Genomic DNA, 18,526 nt, shown 5'->3' on the forward strand with positions numbered 1-18,526 from the left:
AGGGTAATGGGCGGATACCACCGAAGGGAGGGGGCGGCTCACGGCGCGGCGAGCCGGGCCTCCGCCTCCCGCCAGCGCGCGGTGCCGCCCCGCGGCTGATACCGGGTCAGCGGCTGGGTGCGGGTGAGCAGTCCGCGCATGTCGGCGAGGTCGCCGACCAGGCCGTGGGCGCGGGCCTGCACGAGGACGTTGCCGAGCGCGGCCGCCTCCGTCGGTCCCGCCACCACCGGCAGCCCGCATGCGTCGGCGGTGAGCTGGCACAGCAGCGCGTTGCGGGTACCGCCGCCGACGACGTGCACGACCTCCACCGGATGGTCCGCCAGCCGCCGCGCGTCCTCCACCGCCCGGCGGTGGGCGAGGGCCAGGGAGTCGACGATACAGCGGGTGATCTCGGCCGGTGTGGCGGGCACGGGCTGCCCCGAGGCGCGGCACGCCTCGGCGATCCGCTCCGGCATCCGCCCCGGCGCGAGGAACGCCTCGTCCCCGGCGTCCACCACCGAGCGCAGCGCCGGCACCCCGGCCGCCTCGCGCAGCAGCGCGCCCAGGTCGGGGTCGCCCCAGGCCCGCACGCACTCCTGGAGCAGCCAGAGCCCCATGATGTTGCGCAGGTAGCGGACCGTCCCGTCCAGCCCCAGCTCGTTGGTGAAGTTGGCGGCCCGGCTCTCCTCGGTGAGCACGGGTGCGCCCAGTTCCAGGCCGGCGAGGGACCAGGTGCCGGTGCAGATGTAGGCGAAGTTCTCGCCGGTGGCGGGCACGGCGGCCACCGCGGACGCGGTGTCGTGCGAGCCCACCGCCGTCACCGGCACCGGGCCGGTGAGGCCGGTCTCCTCCAGCACCTCGGGCCGCAGCACGCCCGCCGGGTCGCCCGGCAGCCGCAGCGGCGGGAACAGGCCGAGGTCGATGCCCAGCCGCTCGGCGATGTCGTAGGACCACGCGCGCGTGCGGGGGTCGACGAGCTGGGTGGTGGAGGCGTTGGTCAGCTCGGTTCCCTGCTCGCCGGTGAGCCAGTACGTCAGCAGGTCGGGAATGAGCAACAGGCGCCGGGCGCGCGCGAACCGGGCGGTGGAGCGGGCGGCCCTGAGCTGGTACAGGGTGTTGAAGGGGGCGTACTGCAACCCGGTGGCCGCGTACAGCTCGGCGGCGGCCACGCTCGCCCACACCTGGTCCGCGACGCCGTCCGTCCGGGCGTCGCGGTAGTGGACCGGGTTGCCGAGCAGCGCGCCGTCGGCGTCGAGCAGGCCGTAGTCGACGGCCCAGCTGTCGATGCCGACGGAGTCCACCTGCCCCGCCGTCCGGAGTCCGTCGAGCACCCCCGCGTACAGCGCGAGCACGTCCCAGCGCAGCCCCTCCGGCAGCCGCACCGGCCGGTTCGGGAACCGGTGCGCCTCGCTCAGCTCCAGCGTGTCGTGCCCGACCCGGCCGACCATCACCCGCCCGCTGGAGGCGCCCAGATCGACGGCGGCGTACGACTTCGGTCCCGCGCTCATCGCAGGAACGCGGCCGCCACACCCGCGTCGACCGGGATGTGCAGCCCGGTGGTGTGGGTGAGCTCGCCGCCGGTGAGCGCGAACACCGCGTTCGCCACGTGTTCCGGCAGCACCTCCCGCTTCAGGATGGTCCGCTGCGCGTAGAACTCGCCCAGCTTCTCCTCCGGCACGCCGTACACGGCGGCCCGCTGGGCGCCCCAGCCGCCGGCGAAGATGCCCGAGCCGCGGACCACACCGTCGGGGTTGACGCCGTTGACGCGGATGCCGTGCTCGCCCAGCTCGGCGGCCAGCAGCCGGACCTGGTGGGCCTGGTCGGCCTTGGTGGCGGAATAGGCGATGTTGTTCGGTCCCGCGAAGACGGCGTTCTTCGACGCGATGTAGACGATGTCGCCGCCCAGGTTCTGCGCGATCATCACGCGGGCCGCCTCGCGCGAGACGAGGAAGGAGCCCCGGGCCATGATGTCGTGCTGCAGGTCCCAGTCCCGGGCCGACGTCTCCAGCAGGGGCTTGGAGACGGAGATGCCCGCGTTGTTCACGACGAGGTCGACCCCGCCGAAGGCCAGCACCGCGGCCTTGAACGCCGCCGCGATCTGCTCCTCGGAGGTGACGTCCACGGTGACGGCGAGGGCCTTGTCCGGACCGCCGAGCTCCTGCGCCACGGCCGCCGCGTTCGCCGCGTCGAGATCCGCGACGACGACGCACGCGCCCTCGGCCACCAGCCGGCCGGCGATCGCCCTGCCGATGCCGCTGCCCGCCCCCGTCACGAAGGCGACCCGGGTGGCGAGCGGCCTCGGCTTCGGCATCCGCTGGAGCTTGGCCTCCTCCAGGGCCCAGTACTCGATGCGGAACTTCTCCGCCTCCTCGATGGGCGCGTAGGAGGAGACCGCCTCGGCGCCCCGCATCACGTTGACGGCGTTGAGGTAGAACTCGCCGGCCACCCGGGCGGTCTGCTTGTCCTTGCCGAAGGAGAACATGCCGACACCGGGGACGAGCACGATCGCCGGGTCCGCGCCGCGCATGGCGGGGGAGTCGGGCTCGGCGTGCCGCCGGTAGTAGGCGGCGTACTCCTCCCGGTACGCGGCGTGCAGCTCCTTCAGCCGGGCGACGGCGTCCTCGAGGGGAGTGCTCGGGGGCAGGTCGAGGACGAGAGGCCGCACCTTGGTGCGTAGGAAGTGGTCGGGGCAGGAGGTGCCCAGGGCCGCCAGCCGCGGGTGCTCGGCGCGGGCCAGGAAGTCCAGGACGGCCGCGGAGTCGTCGAAGTGGCCGACCTGCGGCCTGTCCTGGGAGGCGAGGGCGCGGACGTGCGGCGCGAGGGCCGCGGCCCGCTCCCTGCGGTCGGCCTCGGGCAGCGCCTCGTACCCCTCGATCACCGGTCCGAACGGCTCGGCCTTCCCGCGCTCGGCGAGGAAGGCCTCGGCGGTGCGGATGATGTGCAGCGAGTTGCCCTCGCACTCCTTGGCGGTGTCGCCCCACGCGGTGATGCCGTGTCCGCCCAGCACGCATCCGACGGCCCGCGGGTTGGCCTCCTTGACGGCGGCGATGTCCAGTCCGAGCTGGAATCCGGGCCGCCGCCAGGGCACCCACACCACGCTGTCGCCGAAGCACTCGGCGGTCAGCTTCTCCCCGTCGGCCGCGCAGGCGAGCGCGATGCCCGAGTCGGGATGCAGATGGTCCACGTGCGGGGCGTTCACGAGCCCGTGCATGGCGGTGTCGATGGAGGGAGCCGCCCCGCCCTTGCCGTGCAGGCAGTAGTCGAACGCGGCGACCATCTCGTCCTCGCGCTCCACCCCCGGGTACACGTCGACGAGTGCCCGCAGCCGGTCCAGCCGCAGCACGGCCAGGCCCGCCTCGGTCAGGGTGCCGAGGTCGCCCCCGGACCCCTTGACCCACATCAGCTCGACGTCACCGCCCGTGACGGGGTCGGTGTCGGTGCCCTTGGCGGAGGCGTTTCCGCCGGCGTAGTTGGTGTTCCGGGGATCGGCGCCGAGCCGGTGGGAGCGGGCCAGAAGGGCGGCGGCTTCGGGATGGGTTGCCATGCGTGTCAGTCCTTCGAAGAAGAGGATGAGCTGTTCAGGGGCGCGGGGCCGTGTCGTTCAGTGGCTCCGCCGCGGGGCGCGGTCAACCACCGGGGACCGGCAGCCCGCGGACGGCGGAACCGCGCGGACGCCTACGCCCCCCACCCGGCCTGCTGACCACCGACACGCTCGGCGACGATCTCCTCGGCCCACCCGGACCGGGCGTACGCGGCGAGCGGCTCGGGGTCCAGCCCCGTCTCCTGCCGCACCTCACGGAGCAGCGGCCGCACATCCGTGTTGTACGCGTCCATCAGCACGGCATTGGCTTCCAGCACGTCGCCGGAGGCCTGCGCGGCGGCCAGCGCCGACCGGTCCACCAGCAGCGCCTTGGCCGTCGCCTCCTGCACGTTCATCACGGACCGGATGATCGCCGGGATCTTCGCCTCGATGTTGTGGCACTGGTCCAGCATGAACGCCACGTCGGAGGTGAAACCGCCCCCGCGTGCGACCTCGTACATGATCCGGAACAGCTGGAAGGGGTCGGCCGCTCCCACCATGAGGTCGTCGTCGGCGTAGAAGCGCGAGTTGAAGTCGAACCCGCCGAGCTTCCCCTCCCGCAGCAGGGTCGCCACGATGAACTCGATGTTGGTCCCCGGCGCGTGGTGCCCGGTGTCGACCACGACCTGCGCCTTCGGACCCAGCTTCAGGCAGTGCGCGTACGCCGTTCCCCAGTCCGGCACGTCCGTCGTGTAGAAGGCCGGCTCGAAGAACTTGTACTCCAGCAGCATCCGCTGCCCGTCCCCGAGCCGCTCGTACACCTCGGCCAGTCCCTCGGCCAGCCGGTCCTGCCGGGCGTGGATGTCGTCCTGTCCGGGATAGTTCGTGCCGTCGGCGAACCACAGCTTCAGATCCCGCGAGCCGGTGGCGTCCATGATGTCGACGCACTCCAGCAGATGAGCGACGGCCTTGCGGCGCACCGCCGCGTCCGGATGACAGATGCTGCCCAGCTTGTAGTCGTCGTCCTGGAAGGTGTTGGAGTTGATCGCCCCCAGCCGGACCCCGCGCTCCTGCGCGAACTTGGCCAGTGCCGCGTAGTCGTCGACCTTGTCCCACGGGATGTGCAGGGCGACGGTCGGCGCCACGCCGGTGAACTCGTGCACCTTCGCGGCGTCGGCCAGCTTCTCCCGAGGGGTGCGCGGCACGCCGGCCTGGGCGAACACCTTGAAACGGGTCCCCGAGTTCCCGTACGCCCACGACGGCGTCTCGACGGCCTGGGACTTGAGCGCGGCCTTCACCGCGGCGAGGTCGGTCACTTCGGGGCTCCTGGGATGTCCGGTGAAACGACGGAACTGGTGAAACGATTCAGAACGGCAAGCTATGAGCCGTCCGCAGGGGTGTCAAGCGCTCCAGGCGACCCGATTTTCCGTGACTCGTCCGTGAACTTCGACTATCGAAACTTTTTCGACACGAACCCATTGACGTGGCAACGCCGGGATGCCTAACGTCCCGGCAATCCAGTTGAAACCTTTCACGACGCCGGGAGGCAGTGCCGCCGGTGTCGTCGAGGAGCCATCCATGACCCACCCGTCCGACACGGGTCCGGCCCCGGTGCTCGCGCTGCGGGACGTCGCCAAGTCCTTCGGCGCCGTACGCGCCCTGCGGGGCGTGTCCCTGGAGCTGTTCCCCGGCGAGGTGCACGCCCTCGCCGGGGAGAACGGCGCGGGCAAGTCGACCCTGATCAAGACGCTCGCGGGGGTGCACCGACCGGACGCCGGCCGGGTGCTGCTCGACGGCGAGCCGGTCGCCTTCCACGGCCCCGGCGACGCGCGTGACGCCGGGATCGCCGTGATCTACCAGGAACCCACGCTCTTCCCGGACCTGTCGATCGCCGAGAACATCTACATGGGCCGCCAGCCCCGGCGGGCCCTCGGCCGGATCGACCACAAGGCCACCCACGCGGCCACCGCCGCCCTGATGAAACGGCTCGGCGTCGAACTCGACCCCGACCGGCCGGCGCGCGGTCTGTCGATCGCCGACCAGCAGATCGTGGAGATCGCCAAGGCGCTCTCCTTCGACGCCCGTGTCCTGATCATGGACGAGCCGACCGCCGCCCTGACCGGCAGCGAGGTCGCCCGGCTCTTCGGTGTGGTGCGCACCCTGCGCGAGCAGGGCGCCGCCGTGCTGTTCATCTCGCACCGGCTGGAGGAGATCTTCGAGATCTGCCAGCGGGTCACCACCCTGCGCGACGGCGCCTGGATCGCCAGCGAACCCCTCGCCGGGATGAACGAGGACGACCTGGTCCGCCGCATGGTCGGCCGCGACCTGGACGAGCTGTACCCCAGGCAGGACGTCACGCCCGGCGAGGTCGCCCTGAGCGTGCGCCGGCTGACCCGCGAGGGCGTCTTCACCGACGTCTCCTTCGAGGTACGGCGAGGTGAGATCGTCGGCCTCGCCGGACTGGTGGGCGCCGGCCGCACCGAGGTGGCCCGGGCCGTCTTCGGCGTCGACCGCTGGGACGCGGGCGAGGTCTTCGTGGACGGCCGCGGGCTGACCAACGGCGCCCCGTCCACCGCCATGGCCGCCGGCCTCGCCCTGGTCCCGGAGGACCGGCGCGCCCAGGGCCTGGTGATGGACATGCCCATCGAACGCAACATCGGCCTGACCGGACTGCGTACGACCGTGAAGGCGGGCCTGATGGACCGGGGCGCCGAGCGCAGCCGCTCCCTCGACTGGGCGGTCAGGCTCCAGGTGAAGTACGCCCGGATCACGGACGCCGTCTCCACGCTCTCCGGCGGCAACCAGCAGAAGGTCGTCCTGGCCAAGTGGCTCGCCACCGGCCCCAAGGTGCTCATCGTGGACGAACCCACCCGGGGCATCGACGTCGGCACCAAGGCCGAGGTGCACCGGCTGCTCAGCGAGCTGGCCGCCGACGGGGTCGCCGTCCTGATGATCTCCTCCGACCTGCCCGAGATCCTCGGCATGGCCGACCGTGTGCTGGTCATGCACGAGGGCCGTCTCACCGCCGAGATCCCCCGCTCCGACGCCACCGAGGAAACCGTGATGGCCGCAGCCACCGGGAGGGCCGCCGCATGACGGTCACGGCCCCCACCCCCGCCCCCGCCGCCGAGGTGCCGGGGTCCAGCGGCACCCGCCTGGTGGACCGGGTGTTCAAGATGCGCGAACTGGCCATCCTGGTCGTGTTCCTGGTGATGATCGCCGTCACCCAGGCGGGCAACAGCGAGTTCCTGTCCGAGCAGGGCATCAAGGACCTGCTGCTGAACGCCACCATCCTGGTGCTGGTCGCCACCGGCCAGTCCCTGGTCGTCATCACCCGCAACGTCGACCTGTCCGTCGGCTCCACCCTCGGCATCAGCGCCTTCGCCGCCGGCACCTATCTGCACGGCGGCGGCAACCCCGTCGTCGCCGTCGTCCTGGCCGTCCTGCTCGGCATCGGCTTCGGCCTGCTCAACGGCCTGCTCGTGAGCCTCGGCCAGGTCCCCGCCCTCGTCGTCACCCTCGGCACCCTCTACATCGTCCGGGGCATCGACTCCATCTGGGTCGGCTCCCGCCAGATCACCGCCGCCGACCTGCCCGGCGGATTCGTCGACTTCGGCTCCGGCGGACTCTCGGCGGTCCCCTGGCTGGCCCTCATCGCGCTCGCCGTCCTCGTCGCCACCGCCTACTACCTCAAGCACTTCGGCAGCGGCCGTGAGCTGTACGCCCTCGGCTCCAACCCCGAGGCGGCCCGCCTGGCCGGCATCCCCGTGCGCAAGCGGATCCTGACCGCCTACACCGTCTGCGGTGCCCTCGCCGGACTCGCCGGCGCGCTGTACCTGGCCAGGTTCGGCAACGTCGACTCCGGCACCGGCAACGGCTACGAGCTCACCGTCGTCAGCGCGGTGGTGGTCGGCGGCGTCGTCTTCACCGGCGGCTCCGGCAGCGTCTACGGCGCCGCGCTCGGCGGCCTGCTGCTCACCTCCGTCAACAGCGTGCTGCCCGCCCTCGGCGTCAGCTCGGTGTGGGTGCTGGCGATCAACGGTGTCCTGCTGCTGCTCGCCATCGCCGTGGACCGGATCGTCGCCCTCCGGGTGGCCGCCGCCCTGAAGAAGAAGTCGGCCATGAGGAAGCCCGCCGTCACGAAGGAGAACACCGGTGCCTGAGTCCCTCACCCGCGCCATCCGCTGGGACACGGTCGTCGGCGCACTCCTGATCGTCCTGCTGCTGTTCTCCTTCTCCTCCGTGGACGGATTCGGCAACTCCCTCAACCTCTCCTTCCTCATCGGCAACACACTGCCGATCGCCCTGATCGCCCTGCCCATGACCCTGCTGGTGGTCTCCGGGGAGATCGACCTGTCCGTCGCCTCCACCGCCGGCCTGTGCGGCGCGGTGATGGGCAGGCTGTGGAACGAGGGCATGGCGATCGAGACGATCGTTCCCGTGTGCCTGCTGCTGGGCGTGGTCTGCGGGCTGGTCAACGGCCTGCTGGTGACCCGCCTCGGACTGCCCTCGCTGGCCGTCACCATCGGCACGCTCGCCGCCTACCGGGGCATCGCACAGATCGTGCTCGGCTCGGACGCGGTGACCGACTTCCCCACGCAGTACCTGGACTTCGCGGCCGGGCGGATCGGCGACACGTTCGTGCCCCAGACCCTGCCGCCCTTCCTCGTGCTGCTCGCCATCGCCGTGGTCGTCCTGCACGCCACCCCGTTCGGGCGGTCGCTGTTCGCGATCGGCGCGAGTGAGGAGGCCGCGCGGTTCGCCGGGATCCGGGTCAGGCGGAACAAACTGATCCTGTTCACGGCGACCGGGCTGATGGCCTCGCTCACCGGGATCTTCTGGGCGCTGCACTACGCCAGCGCCCGGTACGACAACGCCACCGGGCTCGAACTCTCCGTCGTCGCCGCCGTGCTGCTCGGCGGGATCGACTTCGACGGCGGCAAGGGCACGCTGGGCGGGGCGATCGCCGGGGTGTTCCTGCTCGGCGTGCTGCAGAACGTGATGAGTCTGTCGAACGTCTCCGCGCAGTCGCAGATCGTCGTCACCGGTGTACTGCTCGTCGTGTCCGTGCTCGGCCCGCGGGTCGCACGACAGATCTCCGTCGCCAGGGCGGCTCGCTCCGCCGGTTAGGCCGTATCGAAGCCGCGGGCCCTCCGTGGCCGGCCGCGCGGTTCCCCGCGCCCCTTCGGGCGCGCCGTACTCACCCTCGTCAAAAGGACCCTGCCATGCGTAAGTCAAGCCTTCGCCGCACCTGCGCCGCCCTCACCGCGGCCACCTCCCTCGCCCTCGCCGTCACCGCATGCGGCGGCACCACCAAGAACGACGTCAAGGACGACTCCGGGGCGGCCTCGTCGGCCGGCAAGGCCGACCCGAACGCGGCGACCAAGAAGGGCCTGACCGTCGGCTTCCTGCCCAAGCAGGTCAACAACCCGTACTTCACCTCCGCGGACAAGGGCGGCGAGAAGGCCGTCGCCGAACTGGGCTCCAAGTACAAGGAGGTGGGCCCGAGCAGCGCCACGGACACCTCGGGGCAGGTCTCGTACGTCAACACGCTCACCCAGCAGCAGGTCAACGCGATCGCCGTCTCCGCACAGGACCCGGGCGCCCTGTGCACCGCGCTCAAGCAGGCCATGAGCAACGGCATCAAGGTCGTCACCTACGACTCCGACACCAACCCGGGCTGCCGCAACGCCTTCGTCTCGCAGGCGTCGGCCGAGGACCTGGGCCGCACCGAGGTGCAGCTGCTCGCCGAGCAGATCGGCTACAAGGGCGAGATCGCGGTCCTTTCCGCCGCCCAGACGGCCACGAACCAGAACACCTGGATCGGCTACATGAAGGACGAGCTGAAGGACCCCAAGTACAAGGACATCAAGCTCGTCAAGATCGCCTACGGCAACGACGACGCCCAGCAGTCCTTCCAGCAGACCCAGGGCCTGCTCCAGGAGCACCCCGACCTGAAGGGGATCATCTCCCCGACCACCGTCGGCATCAAGGCCGCCGCGCAGTACCTGTCCGGCTCCAAGTACAAGGGCAAGGTCAAGCTGACCGGCCTCGGCACCCCCAACGACATGCGCAAGTACGTCAAGAACGGCACCGTCGACGCCTTCGAGCTGTGGGACCCGGCGAAGCTCGGCGACCTGGCCGCCCGCACCGCCGTGGCCCTCGCCTCCGGGCAGATCACCGGCAAGGAGGGCGAGACCTTCAAGGCCGGTTCCACCACCTACACCATCGGCAAGGACGGCGTGATCAGCCTGGGCAAGCCGACGGTGTTCGACACCAAGAACATCGACCAGTTCAACTTCTAGGGACCAAGGGGCTGTTGATGCAGCGCGTGTGCTTCCTGCTGAAGGTCCGGGCGGACCGCCTCGACGAGTACCGCGAGCGGCACGCCGCCGTGTGGCCCGAGATGCTCGACGCACTCAGGGCGACCGGCTGGCACAACTACTCGCTGTTCCTGCGCGAGGACGGCCTGCTCGTCGGCTACCTGGAGACCGAGGACTTCGCCACGGCCCAGTCGGACATGGAGGCCACCGGGGTCAACGCCCGCTGGCAGGCGGAGATGGCGCCGTTCTTCGAGTCGCCGGACGGCGCCCGGCCCGACGAGGCCATGAAACCGCTCACCGAAGTGTTCCACCTGGCCTGAGCACCGGCCCGACCCCTGGAGTGTCGCCGATGACAAGACGCACCGTGCGGGCGGCCGCCGTGGCGGCGCCCGGCGCCGCGAGCGCGGCCGGCCCAGGCCCGTCCGTCACCTGGACGGGCACCACCCGGCTCGACGCCCGGGCGCTCTGCTTCGTCTCCTACGACGGTCTGGTCGACAACAACTCCTGCCAGAAGAACGGCCTGTTGACCCACCGGGGCCACCAGTACGCCGCCTGGTACACCTCCACGCGCGACGCCGTCATCGCCCGCCGGGCCCTGGGCGGCTCCACCTGGTCGGCCGTCACCCTGTCCCACACCCTCAAGAGCGACGACTCCCACAACGTCATCTCGATGGGTGTCTCCGGCGTCGACGGCCGTCTCCGCATCGCCATGGACTCCCACAGCGACGGCTTCTTCTACGTCAGGTCCGTCGCCGGGCTCATGGACGACCCCGTGTGCACGCCCTGGACCGTGTCCGCCCTCGGCGCCGTACGCACGACGCTCGCCGGGCTCGCGCTCACCCCGCGGTTCACCTATCCCCAGTTCGTCTCCACGCCCGAGGGCAGGCTCCAGCTCGGCTACCGGGCCGGCGTCTCCGGCGACGGACGCAACGCCCTTGCCGGGTACGACGGTTCGGCGTGGACCGAGCTGGGGGAGTGGACCAGCTCCACCGGCACCCACACCAGCCCGCACGGCTCGAGAACGGCCCGCAACATGTACCTGCACGGCATCGACTACGGCGTCGACGGCCGCCTCCATGCCTTCTTCACGTGGCGCGAGCGGGATGCCGCCGTGCTGCGCGGCGGTGGCGGCATCACCAACCACGACACCGGCTACGTCCACTCCACCGACCGCGGCCGCACCTGGCGCAACGACGCGGGCACGGTCGTGGGCACCACCGGAGGCCCGGACCCGGTCGCCGTCACCGCTCACGGACTGGTCGTCGACCCCCTCGGCCCCGGCCACTGCCTGATGAACCAGGAGAGCCAGGCCATCGACTCGGCCGGCCTGCCGCACGCGATCATCAGCCATGTGCCCACCCGCCTCGGCCCGTGCACCTCCGACTACGTAAGCGACCGCGTCGCGAACGGCCGCGCCTTCCACGTCCGCAAGAACCCCTCCGGCACCTGGCAGAAGACGGAGATCCCCGTGGCACTGAACTCCAGCGGGCGCACGAAGCTGGTCCTGGACCGGTACGACAACGCCTACGCGATCCTCCCGTACGGACGGATCGCCGGTGCGTCGAGATCCTCCGGTCACTCGGACTGGACGCTGCTCCACGACGGCGGCGACCTGAACGCGTTCGGGGAGGTCGTGGTCGACGAGACGCGGGTGAAGGCGGACAGCGTGCTGTCGTTCATGTACCAGGAGAAGCCGAGCGGCACGACCCCCTCGGCACTCCATGTCGTGGACTTCGCACTCCCTGCTTGACCGGTCTGTTCTGGGCAGCGATGACGGTAATGTGAAGGCCTTCCCGCCGCCCCTGTTCCCCTGGAGGTCCCCGCTCGATGGCCCAGTCGGTGGGTATCAAGGACGTCGCCCGCGCCGCCGGTGTGTCGGTGGGCACGGTGTCGAACGTCATCAACCGCCCGGACACGGTCGCCAGTGAGACCCGCGCGCGGGTGCTGTCGGCGATCGACCGGCTCGGTTACGTCCGCAGCGAGTCCGCGCGCCAGCTGCGCGCCGGCCGCAGCAGGATCATGGGGCTGCTCGTCCTGGACATGGGCAACCCCTTCTTCGTGGACGTTGCGCGCGGCGCCGAGCGCGCCGCGCGCGAGGCCGGCCTCGGCGTGATGGTCTGCAACAGCGCGCAGAACGCGGCCGAGGAGGCCGAGTACCTGTCCCTCTTCGCCGAGCAGCGGGTGCGCGGCGTGCTGCTCACCCCGGCCGACGCCACCGGCCGGAACATCGCGGGCTTCCGCCGGCACGGCATACCGTTCGTGCTGGTCGACCGCGTCGCCGAGGGCACGACGGAGTGCTCGGTCTCCGTGGACGACGTCGCGGGCGGCGCGCTCGCCGTACGGCACCTCGTGGACGCCGGGCACCGCTCGATCGCCTATGTCAGCGGCCCGCCCGGGCTCAACCAGGTCCGCGACCGGCGCACCGGCGCCCTGAACGCCCTCGCCGAGGCCGGGCTCGGCCCGGACGCGCTGCGTGAACTGCCCACCGAACGCCTCGACGTGGCGGCAGGCCGCGACGCGGGCGCCCGGCTCCTCGGTCTCGCCGACCGCCCCACCGCCGTCTTCTGCGCCAACGACCTGCTCGCCCTCGGCGTTCTGCAGGCCCTGTACGCGGCCGGCGTCACCGTCCCCGACGACCTCGCCATCGTCGGCTACGACGACATCGAGTTCGCCGCGGCGGCGGCCGTCCCGCTCACCTCGGTCCGCCAGCCCGCCGTCACCATGGGCGCCCTCGCCGCGGAGCTGCTGCTGGAGGAGACCGAGGCCGAGGCAGGATCCCGCGCCCATGAGCACCGGCGTGTGGTGCTCCAGCCGGAACTGGTGGTACGGCGCTCCAGCCTCGCCGCCCGCTGACCACCTGTTCAGTAACAATCCATGATCCCGGGGCTCTGCCCGAGGCCGTCCGTGTGCTGAACTGGGACGCGTCCGTGCCCACCGTCCCGGGAGACCCGTTGAGCCTCAGTTACCGCCAGCCCGGTGTCGTTCTCACCGACCGCCACTTCACCGTGCCCCTCGACCACGGCGACCCGGGCGGCGAGACCATCGAGCTGTACGCCCGGGAGGCCGTCGCCAGTGACAGGGCGGGGCAGGACCTGCCGTGGCTGCTGTATCTGCAGGGCGGCCCCGGCTTCGGGGCGAACCGTTTCGTCGGACGGCAGGCCTGGCTCGACCGCGCCCTGAAGGACTACCGCGTCCTCCTCCTCGACCAGCGCGGCACCGGCCGCTCCACGCCCGCCACCCGGCAGACGCTCCCGCTGCGTGGCGGCCCCGCCGAGCAGGCCCGCTACCTCACCCGCTTCCGCGCCGACTCCATCGTCCGCGACTGCGAGGCCATCCGCTCCGAGGTGACGGGCGGCGCCCCCTGGACCGTGCTCGGCCAGAGTTTCGGCGGTTTCTGCACGGTGTCGTACCTCTCCCTCGCCCCCGAGGGGCTGAGCACCGCCGTCGTCACGGGCGGTCTGCCCTCCCTCGACGCCCACGCCGACGACGTCTACCGGGCCGCCTACCCGCGCGTCGAACGCAAGGTCGCAGCCCACTACGCCCGTTATCCCCAGGACGTCGAGCGGGCCCGGCACATCGCCGACCACCTTCTCACCCACGACGTCGTCCTGCCCGGTGGCTACCGGCTCACCGTGGAGGCGTTCCAGTCCCTCGGCCTGATGCTGGGCACGAGCGACGGCAGCCACCGCCTGCACCACCTGCTGGAGGACGCGTTCGTCCGCACTCCGGGCGGCCCCGAGCTGTCGGACTCCTTCCAGGAACAGGCCCAGAGCCTGCTGTCGTACTCGGGGCACCCGCTGTACGCCCTGGTGCACGAGTCGATCTACGGCCAGGACACCCGCCCCACCGCCTGGGCCGCCGAGCGCGTCCGCGCCGAGTTCCCGCAGTTCGACGCGGCCAAGGCGCTCGCGGGCGACTCCCCGGTGCTGTTCACCGGCGAGACGGTCCACCCCTGGATGTTCGACACCGACCCGGCCCTGCGGCCGCTGCGCGAGACCGCCGAACTGCTCGCCGCCGGCACCGACTGGCAACCCCTGTACGACCCCGCCCGGCTCGCCGCCAACGAGGTCCCCGTCGCCGCGGCGATCTACCACGACGACATGTACGTGGACACCGCCCACTCCCTGCGGACCGCCCGCGCCGTCCGCGGTCTGCGCACCTGGGTCACCGACGAGTTCGAGCACGACGGCCTGCGCGCCGGGGCGCCCCGGGTCCTCGACCGGCTCCTCGCGCTGACCCGCGACGAGGCGTGAGGCCCGACAGGGCGCCGGCGGCCGCCCGAACGCCTCTTCGGTGACGCCGGTAAATCGGGGTGCGGGAGGGGCGCGGCGGCATAGTCTGCGGCCATGAGCGAGCCGACGATCACCAGGTGGTCGGTGGGTCGCGGACGTACGTCCGCGGGGCCCGGTCGGGCAACGCCTGGACGCGGTTCGGTGTTCGAGCGGGGAGCGCCCCGCGCGCTCCAGGCCGGGCGGGCGTCCACCGCGTGCGTGGGCCCGTCCGCCCACGCCGCGGCGACCCGTCGGCCACCGTCCCGGGCCGGTCCGGGCCCGCGGTCGGCTTCGCAGTGTTCGGCAGACAGCCCGGCCGACGGCCGGCCACACCGTACGGGGGATCACATGAACGACACGGAACTTCTCGCCGTCCGCTTCGAGGAGCATCGCGGGCAACTGCGCGCGGTGGCCTACCGGATGCTCGGCTCGCTCGCCGAGGCGGAGGACGCGGTCCAGGAGGCGTGGCTGCGGCTCGGCCGCACCGACGCCGACGGGATCAGGAACCTCGGCGGCTGGCTGACCACGGTCGTCGGACGGGTCTGCCTCGACATGCTGCGCTCGCGCACCGCGCGCCGCGAGGAGCCCATGGACGACGCGTTCGTCCCGGACCCGGTGGTACGGCCCCTGGCCTCGGTGGACCCGGAGGCGGAGGTGCTGGAGGCGGACTCGGTCGGGCTCGCGCTGCTCGTCGTCCTGGAGACGCTGGAGCCCGCCGAGCGGCTGGCGTTCGTCCTGCACGACATGTTCGCCGTGCCCTTCGACGACATCGCCGCGATCGTGGAGCGCACCCCGGCCGCCACCCGGCAGCTGGCCAGCCGGGCCCGCCGCCGGGTGCAGGGCGCCACCCCGGCGGCCGATCCCGACCTCGGCCGGCAGCGCCAGGTGGTCGACGCCTTTCTGGCAGCCTCCCGGGCCGGCGACTTCGAGGCCCTGCTCGCGCTGCTCCACCCGGACGTCGAACTGCGCGCCGACGCCGGCGCCCTGGTCCGGGGCGCGGGCGCCTCCAAGGCCGTACGCGGGGCGCGGACGGTGGCCCAGCAGGCGGCGATGTTCTCGCGGTTCGCGGTGTTCGCACGGCTCGCGCTGGTCAACGGCATGGTGGGGGTGGTCACCGCGCCCGAGGGGAAGCCGCTGTCGGTCACCGCGTTCACGGTCGCCGACGGCCGGATCACCGGCATGTACATCCTGGCCGACACCGACCGCCTCGCCCGCCTCGGGCTGCCCGCGCTCGATGGGTGAGAGGTCGGTCAGGGGCGGGCCGATTCCCGCAGGCCAGTAGGCTTGTCGTCATGCCGGACCAGATGACCGACCGCTCCGCCCTGCGCGGCGACTGCGCCCAGTGCTTCGGGCTGTGCTGCGTCGCCCTGCCGTTCGCCGCCTCCGCCGACTTCGCGGTCTCCAAGCCCGCCGGCAAACCGTGTGCGAACCTGGGCAGCGACCACCGCTGCGGCATCCATGCCGACCTGCGCGGGAAGGGTTTCTCCGGCTGCACGGTCTACGACTGCTTCGGCGCAGGGCAGAAGGTCTCGCAGATCACCTTCGGCGGGCAGGACTGGCGGACGGGGCCGAAGGAGCACGGCCGTCGGATGTTCGACGTGTTCCCGGTCGTCCGCCAACTGCATGAACTGCTCTGGTATCTCGGCGAGGCGCTGCGCCTGGACGCCGCCCGGCCCGTCCACGCCGACCTGCGCCGGGCCCTGGAGCAGACCGAAGGACTCAGCCTGCTGACCCCGGAGGAGCTGGCCGCCCTGGACGTCGCGGCACACCGGCAGGAGGTCAATGTGCTCCTGCTGCGCACCAGCGAGCTGGCCCGGGCGGGCGTCGCCGGCAGCCGGGGCAGGAAGGGCAGGGCCAAGGACCGCCGGGGCGCCGACCTCATCGGGGCGCGGCTGCGCGGCGCGGACCTGCGCGGTGCCAGCCTGCGCGGCGCCTACCTCATCGCCGCCGACCTCACCGGCGCCGACCTGCGCGAAGCCGACATGATCGGCGCGGACCTGCGCGACGCAGACCTGACCGACGCGGACCTCACCGGTGCCTTCTTCCTCACCCAGCCGCAGCTGAACGCGGCCCGGGGCAGCGCCGGCACCCGGCTGCCCCGGTCAGTCACCCGCCCCGTGCACTGGGCAGCGCGCGACTGAGTCGGAGCCGTCGTCCGGAACGGTCACCGGCACCGGCGTGGGTGCGGATGCGGGGCGTCGCTCCAGACGGAGCCGCAGCCCCTCCGGCATCACCGTCAGGCGTTCGGTGACCCGGAGCCGGTAGCCCGGCTCGGGCGTGAGGTCGTAACGGCGCAGCAGCAGACCGAGGACGAGCGTCGCTTCGTGCAGGGCGAACTGACGGCCGATGCAGGCCCGTGCGCCGGTGCCGAACGGCTTGAAGGTGTGCGGGGGACGGCCCCGTACGGCGCCCGCCTCGAACCGGCCCGGGTCGAACCGCTCCGCGTCCTCGCCCCACACCTCGGGGTCGCGGTGCAGCATGGGCAGCAGCACGAGCGCCCACGCTCCGCGCCGCATCGGATGCTCCCCGGCGAGCACCGTGTCCTGGCTGGCCTCGCGGGCGTAGGCGGGCGCGGTCGGCCACAGCCGCAGTGACTCGTCCAGCACCCGGCGGACGTAGCGCAGCTTGGCGACCTGGTCGTACCCGGGTTCCGGGGTGTCGCCCCAGACCCGGTCCACCTCGGCGCGGGCCCGGGCGGCGACCTCCGGGTGCCGGGCCAGGTAGTACAGGGCGAAGGAGAGCGCGCCCGAGGTGGTCTCGTGGCCCGCCACCAGGAACGTGATCACCTGCTTGCGGACGTTCCGGGCGGACAGCCGCTCCCCGGTCTCGGGGTGGGCCGTGTCCAGCATGCGGTCCAGCAGGTCACCGTCCCCGCCGTCGGAGCGGCGCCGGGCCGCGACCAGGGCGTCGACCGTGCGGTTCAGGTAGGTGATGTCGGCCGCGTTGCGCCGGGCGGGGCCGCGCAGCAGCAGCGGCGCCAGCGGCACGGGCACGCTGTTCAGCCGCTGCGCGTAGGTCAGCGTGCCCACCATCGCCGTCACGAAGGGGTGCGGGCGGTCCCGCTCGAAGGAGCCGAAGTCGTGTCCGAACCCGGTGCGCGCGATGGTCTCCAGGGTCAGCTTGGTCATGTCGCCGGGCACGTCCACCGCCCGCCCGGCCGCGAGCTCCCGGTCCCAGTGGCCGGTCAGCCGCTCGGCCACCGCCAGCATCATGCCGTGGTAGCCCTCCATGGCGTCCCGGCTGAAGCCCGGCGCCAGGACGTCGTGCGCCAGCTGCCAGTTGGGCTCGTGGTTGTACGCCGTGAACAGTCCGTCCCCGGCCACCGGACGCAGATTGGCGACCCCGAGGCCGACGTGCTTGGCGAACCGCGACTCGTCGGACAGGTCGGCGACCAGGCGTGAGCCCCACAGGAACACGAACTCGTTGCCGAAGGCCCGGCGCCGGAAGATCGGGCCCAGGTCGCGCCCGAAGCGCATCGAGTCCTGCAGGGGCCGGCGCCGGTCGACGCCGAGCACATCGCCGAGCAGTGGCACCCGGCGCGGCGGATGCGGGATGCGGTGCAGCTCGGGCCAGCCCTGCTCGGCGCCCCGGAACCCCTTGGGCAGCCCGGTGCCCGTCGTCTCCGCCATGACGCGATCTCCCTTGATCCCGCGGACCGTTGAACCTGTGACGCGCGCGTGTTGTACGTGGGTTCAATAACGTGTTTCAGTGTGGTCCGCTTGTTGAACCGGCGTCAAGTAAAGTGACGCCATGTCCGCGAACCAGGGGGAGCGCGCCCGGCGCAGACTCAGCACCGCGGAGCGCCGTGAGCAGCTGCTGTCGGTCGGGGCGAGGCTGTTCTCGGAGAGTCCCTACGACGACGTGTGGATCGAGCAGGTCGCCGAGATCGCCGGAGTCTCCCGGGGGCTGCTGTACCACTACTTCCCGACGAAGCGGGACTTCTTCGCCGCGGTGGTGGAGCATGAGAGCGAGCGGATGCTGCGCATGACGGCGGCCGTGCCCGGCGTTCCGGCGCGGGAACAGCTCACCGCCGGTCTCGACACCTACCTCGCCTACGTCGAGGCGCACGCCCATGGTTTCCGCGCCTTCCATCGCGCCGACGCGGCCGGCGACCAGGCCGTGCGCCGTGTCTACCGGCGGGCCCTCGCCGCCCAGGAGCAGCAGATCCTCGCGGCCCTCGCGGCCGACCCCGAGTTCGGGCCCGTCTTCGAGAGCGCCCCGCACGTGCGGATCGCCGTGCGCGGCTGGCTCGCCTTCACCACCGCCGTCTGCCTGGAGTGGCTGCGCGACGGCGAGTTGACCCGCGAGCAGGTCCGCGACCTGTGCGCTCGCGCCCTCCTGGGCGTCATCGCGTGACACCCCCGGTCGGGTGGGGCGTGGTTGGCGTGCGCCCGGATCTTCGATAGGTTAGGCAAGGCTTACCTAAGGAGGTC

15 protein-coding genes are annotated in these 18,526 nt (G+C 72.0%); 11 read left to right on the plus strand and 4 right to left on the minus strand.

The window, feature by feature from the left end; all coding sequences use genetic code 11:
• Positions 1-38: 38 nt before the first annotated feature.
• The 3 genes from AC07CM_RS22325 to rhaI form a co-directional block, all read right to left on the minus strand.
• A complete protein-coding gene (locus tag AC07CM_RS22325; RefSeq protein WP_478878174.1) occupies positions 39-1,487 on the minus strand; it encodes a rhamnulokinase in 1,449 nt (482 codons plus the stop codon).
• Positions 1,484-3,523, minus strand: a complete 2,040-nt coding sequence (locus tag AC07CM_RS22330; RefSeq protein WP_478878175.1) for a bifunctional aldolase/short-chain dehydrogenase — start codon at positions 3,521-3,523, stop codon at positions 1,484-1,486. The genes AC07CM_RS22325 and AC07CM_RS22330 overlap by 4 nt, the downstream gene beginning before the upstream one ends.
• 131 nt (positions 3,524-3,654) lie before the next feature.
• Positions 3,655-4,815, minus strand: coding sequence for an L-rhamnose isomerase (gene rhaI / locus AC07CM_RS22335; RefSeq protein WP_478878176.1), 1,161 nt, complete (start codon positions 4,813-4,815; stop codon positions 3,655-3,657).
• Positions 4,816-5,077: 262 nt separating this feature from the next.
• On the opposite strand from rhaI, the gene AC07CM_RS22340 reads away from it, so the two are divergent.
• The 10 genes from AC07CM_RS22340 to AC07CM_RS22385 all read left to right on the plus strand — a co-directional run bounded on the left by AC07CM_RS22340 (position 5,078) and on the right by AC07CM_RS22385 (position 16,234).
• The gene (locus AC07CM_RS22340; RefSeq protein WP_478878177.1) at positions 5,078-6,595 is read left to right on the plus strand and encodes a sugar ABC transporter ATP-binding protein; all 1,518 of its coding nucleotides are present in this window, start codon (positions 5,078-5,080) and stop codon (positions 6,593-6,595) included.
• Positions 6,592-7,662, plus strand: coding sequence for an ABC transporter permease (locus tag AC07CM_RS22345; protein WP_478878178.1), 1,071 nt, complete (start codon positions 6,592-6,594; stop codon positions 7,660-7,662). The genes AC07CM_RS22340 and AC07CM_RS22345 overlap by 4 nt, the downstream gene beginning before the upstream one ends.
• Positions 7,655-8,629, plus strand: coding sequence for an ABC transporter permease (locus AC07CM_RS22350; RefSeq protein WP_478878179.1), 975 nt, complete (start codon positions 7,655-7,657; stop codon positions 8,627-8,629). Before AC07CM_RS22345 ends, AC07CM_RS22350 begins: the two co-directional genes overlap by 8 nt.
• Before the next feature lie 95 nt (positions 8,630-8,724).
• Positions 8,725-9,804: a rhamnose ABC transporter substrate-binding protein gene (gene rhaS / locus AC07CM_RS22355; RefSeq protein ID WP_478878180.1), complete on the plus strand. Its 1,080-nt coding sequence runs from the start codon at positions 8,725-8,727 to the stop codon at positions 9,802-9,804.
• A 17-nt stretch (positions 9,805-9,821) separates the two neighbouring features.
• Positions 9,822-10,142 (plus strand): L-rhamnose mutarotase, encoded by a 321-nt coding sequence (locus AC07CM_RS22360; protein ID WP_478878181.1) that lies wholly within the window; start codon positions 9,822-9,824, stop codon positions 10,140-10,142.
• A 29-nt stretch (positions 10,143-10,171) separates the two neighbouring features.
• Positions 10,172-11,572 carry a BNR repeat-containing protein gene (locus AC07CM_RS22365; RefSeq protein WP_478878182.1) on the plus strand — a complete coding sequence of 467 codons (1,401 nt, stop codon included), beginning with the start codon at positions 10,172-10,174 and terminating at the stop codon, positions 11,570-11,572.
• Positions 11,573-11,649: 77 nt separating this feature from the next.
• Positions 11,650-12,675 carry a LacI family DNA-binding transcriptional regulator gene (locus AC07CM_RS22370; protein ID WP_478878183.1) on the plus strand — a complete coding sequence of 342 codons (1,026 nt, stop codon included), beginning with the start codon at positions 11,650-11,652 and terminating at the stop codon, positions 12,673-12,675.
• A 98-nt stretch (positions 12,676-12,773) separates the two neighbouring features.
• Positions 12,774-14,075, plus strand: coding sequence for an alpha/beta fold hydrolase (locus AC07CM_RS22375; protein WP_478878184.1), 1,302 nt, complete (start codon positions 12,774-12,776; stop codon positions 14,073-14,075).
• 366 nt (positions 14,076-14,441) lie between these two features.
• The gene (sigJ, locus tag AC07CM_RS22380) at positions 14,442-15,335 is read left to right on the plus strand and encodes an RNA polymerase sigma factor SigJ (protein WP_478878185.1); all 894 of its coding nucleotides are present in this window, start codon (positions 14,442-14,444) and stop codon (positions 15,333-15,335) included.
• Positions 15,336-15,385: 50 nt separating this feature from the next.
• Complete coding sequence (locus tag AC07CM_RS22385) at positions 15,386-16,234, plus strand: pentapeptide repeat-containing protein (RefSeq protein WP_478878186.1); 849 nt, start codon at positions 15,386-15,388, stop codon at positions 16,232-16,234.
• Here the strand turns inward: AC07CM_RS22385 and AC07CM_RS22390 are convergent.
• Positions 16,196-17,722 (minus strand): cytochrome P450, encoded by a 1,527-nt coding sequence (locus AC07CM_RS22390; RefSeq protein WP_478878187.1) that lies wholly within the window; start codon positions 17,720-17,722, stop codon positions 16,196-16,198. The two genes, AC07CM_RS22385 and AC07CM_RS22390, sit on opposite strands and share 39 nt — an antisense overlap.
• Positions 17,723-17,843: 121 nt before the next feature.
• Here AC07CM_RS22390 and AC07CM_RS22395 point away from each other — a divergent pair, with 121 nt between their 5' ends.
• Positions 17,844-18,449 carry a TetR/AcrR family transcriptional regulator gene (locus AC07CM_RS22395; RefSeq protein WP_478878188.1) on the plus strand — a complete coding sequence of 202 codons (606 nt, stop codon included), beginning with the start codon at positions 17,844-17,846 and terminating at the stop codon, positions 18,447-18,449.
• Positions 18,450-18,526 lie beyond the last annotated feature (77 nt).

The organism is Streptomyces sp. NPDC044061 (genome assembly GCF_056434305.1).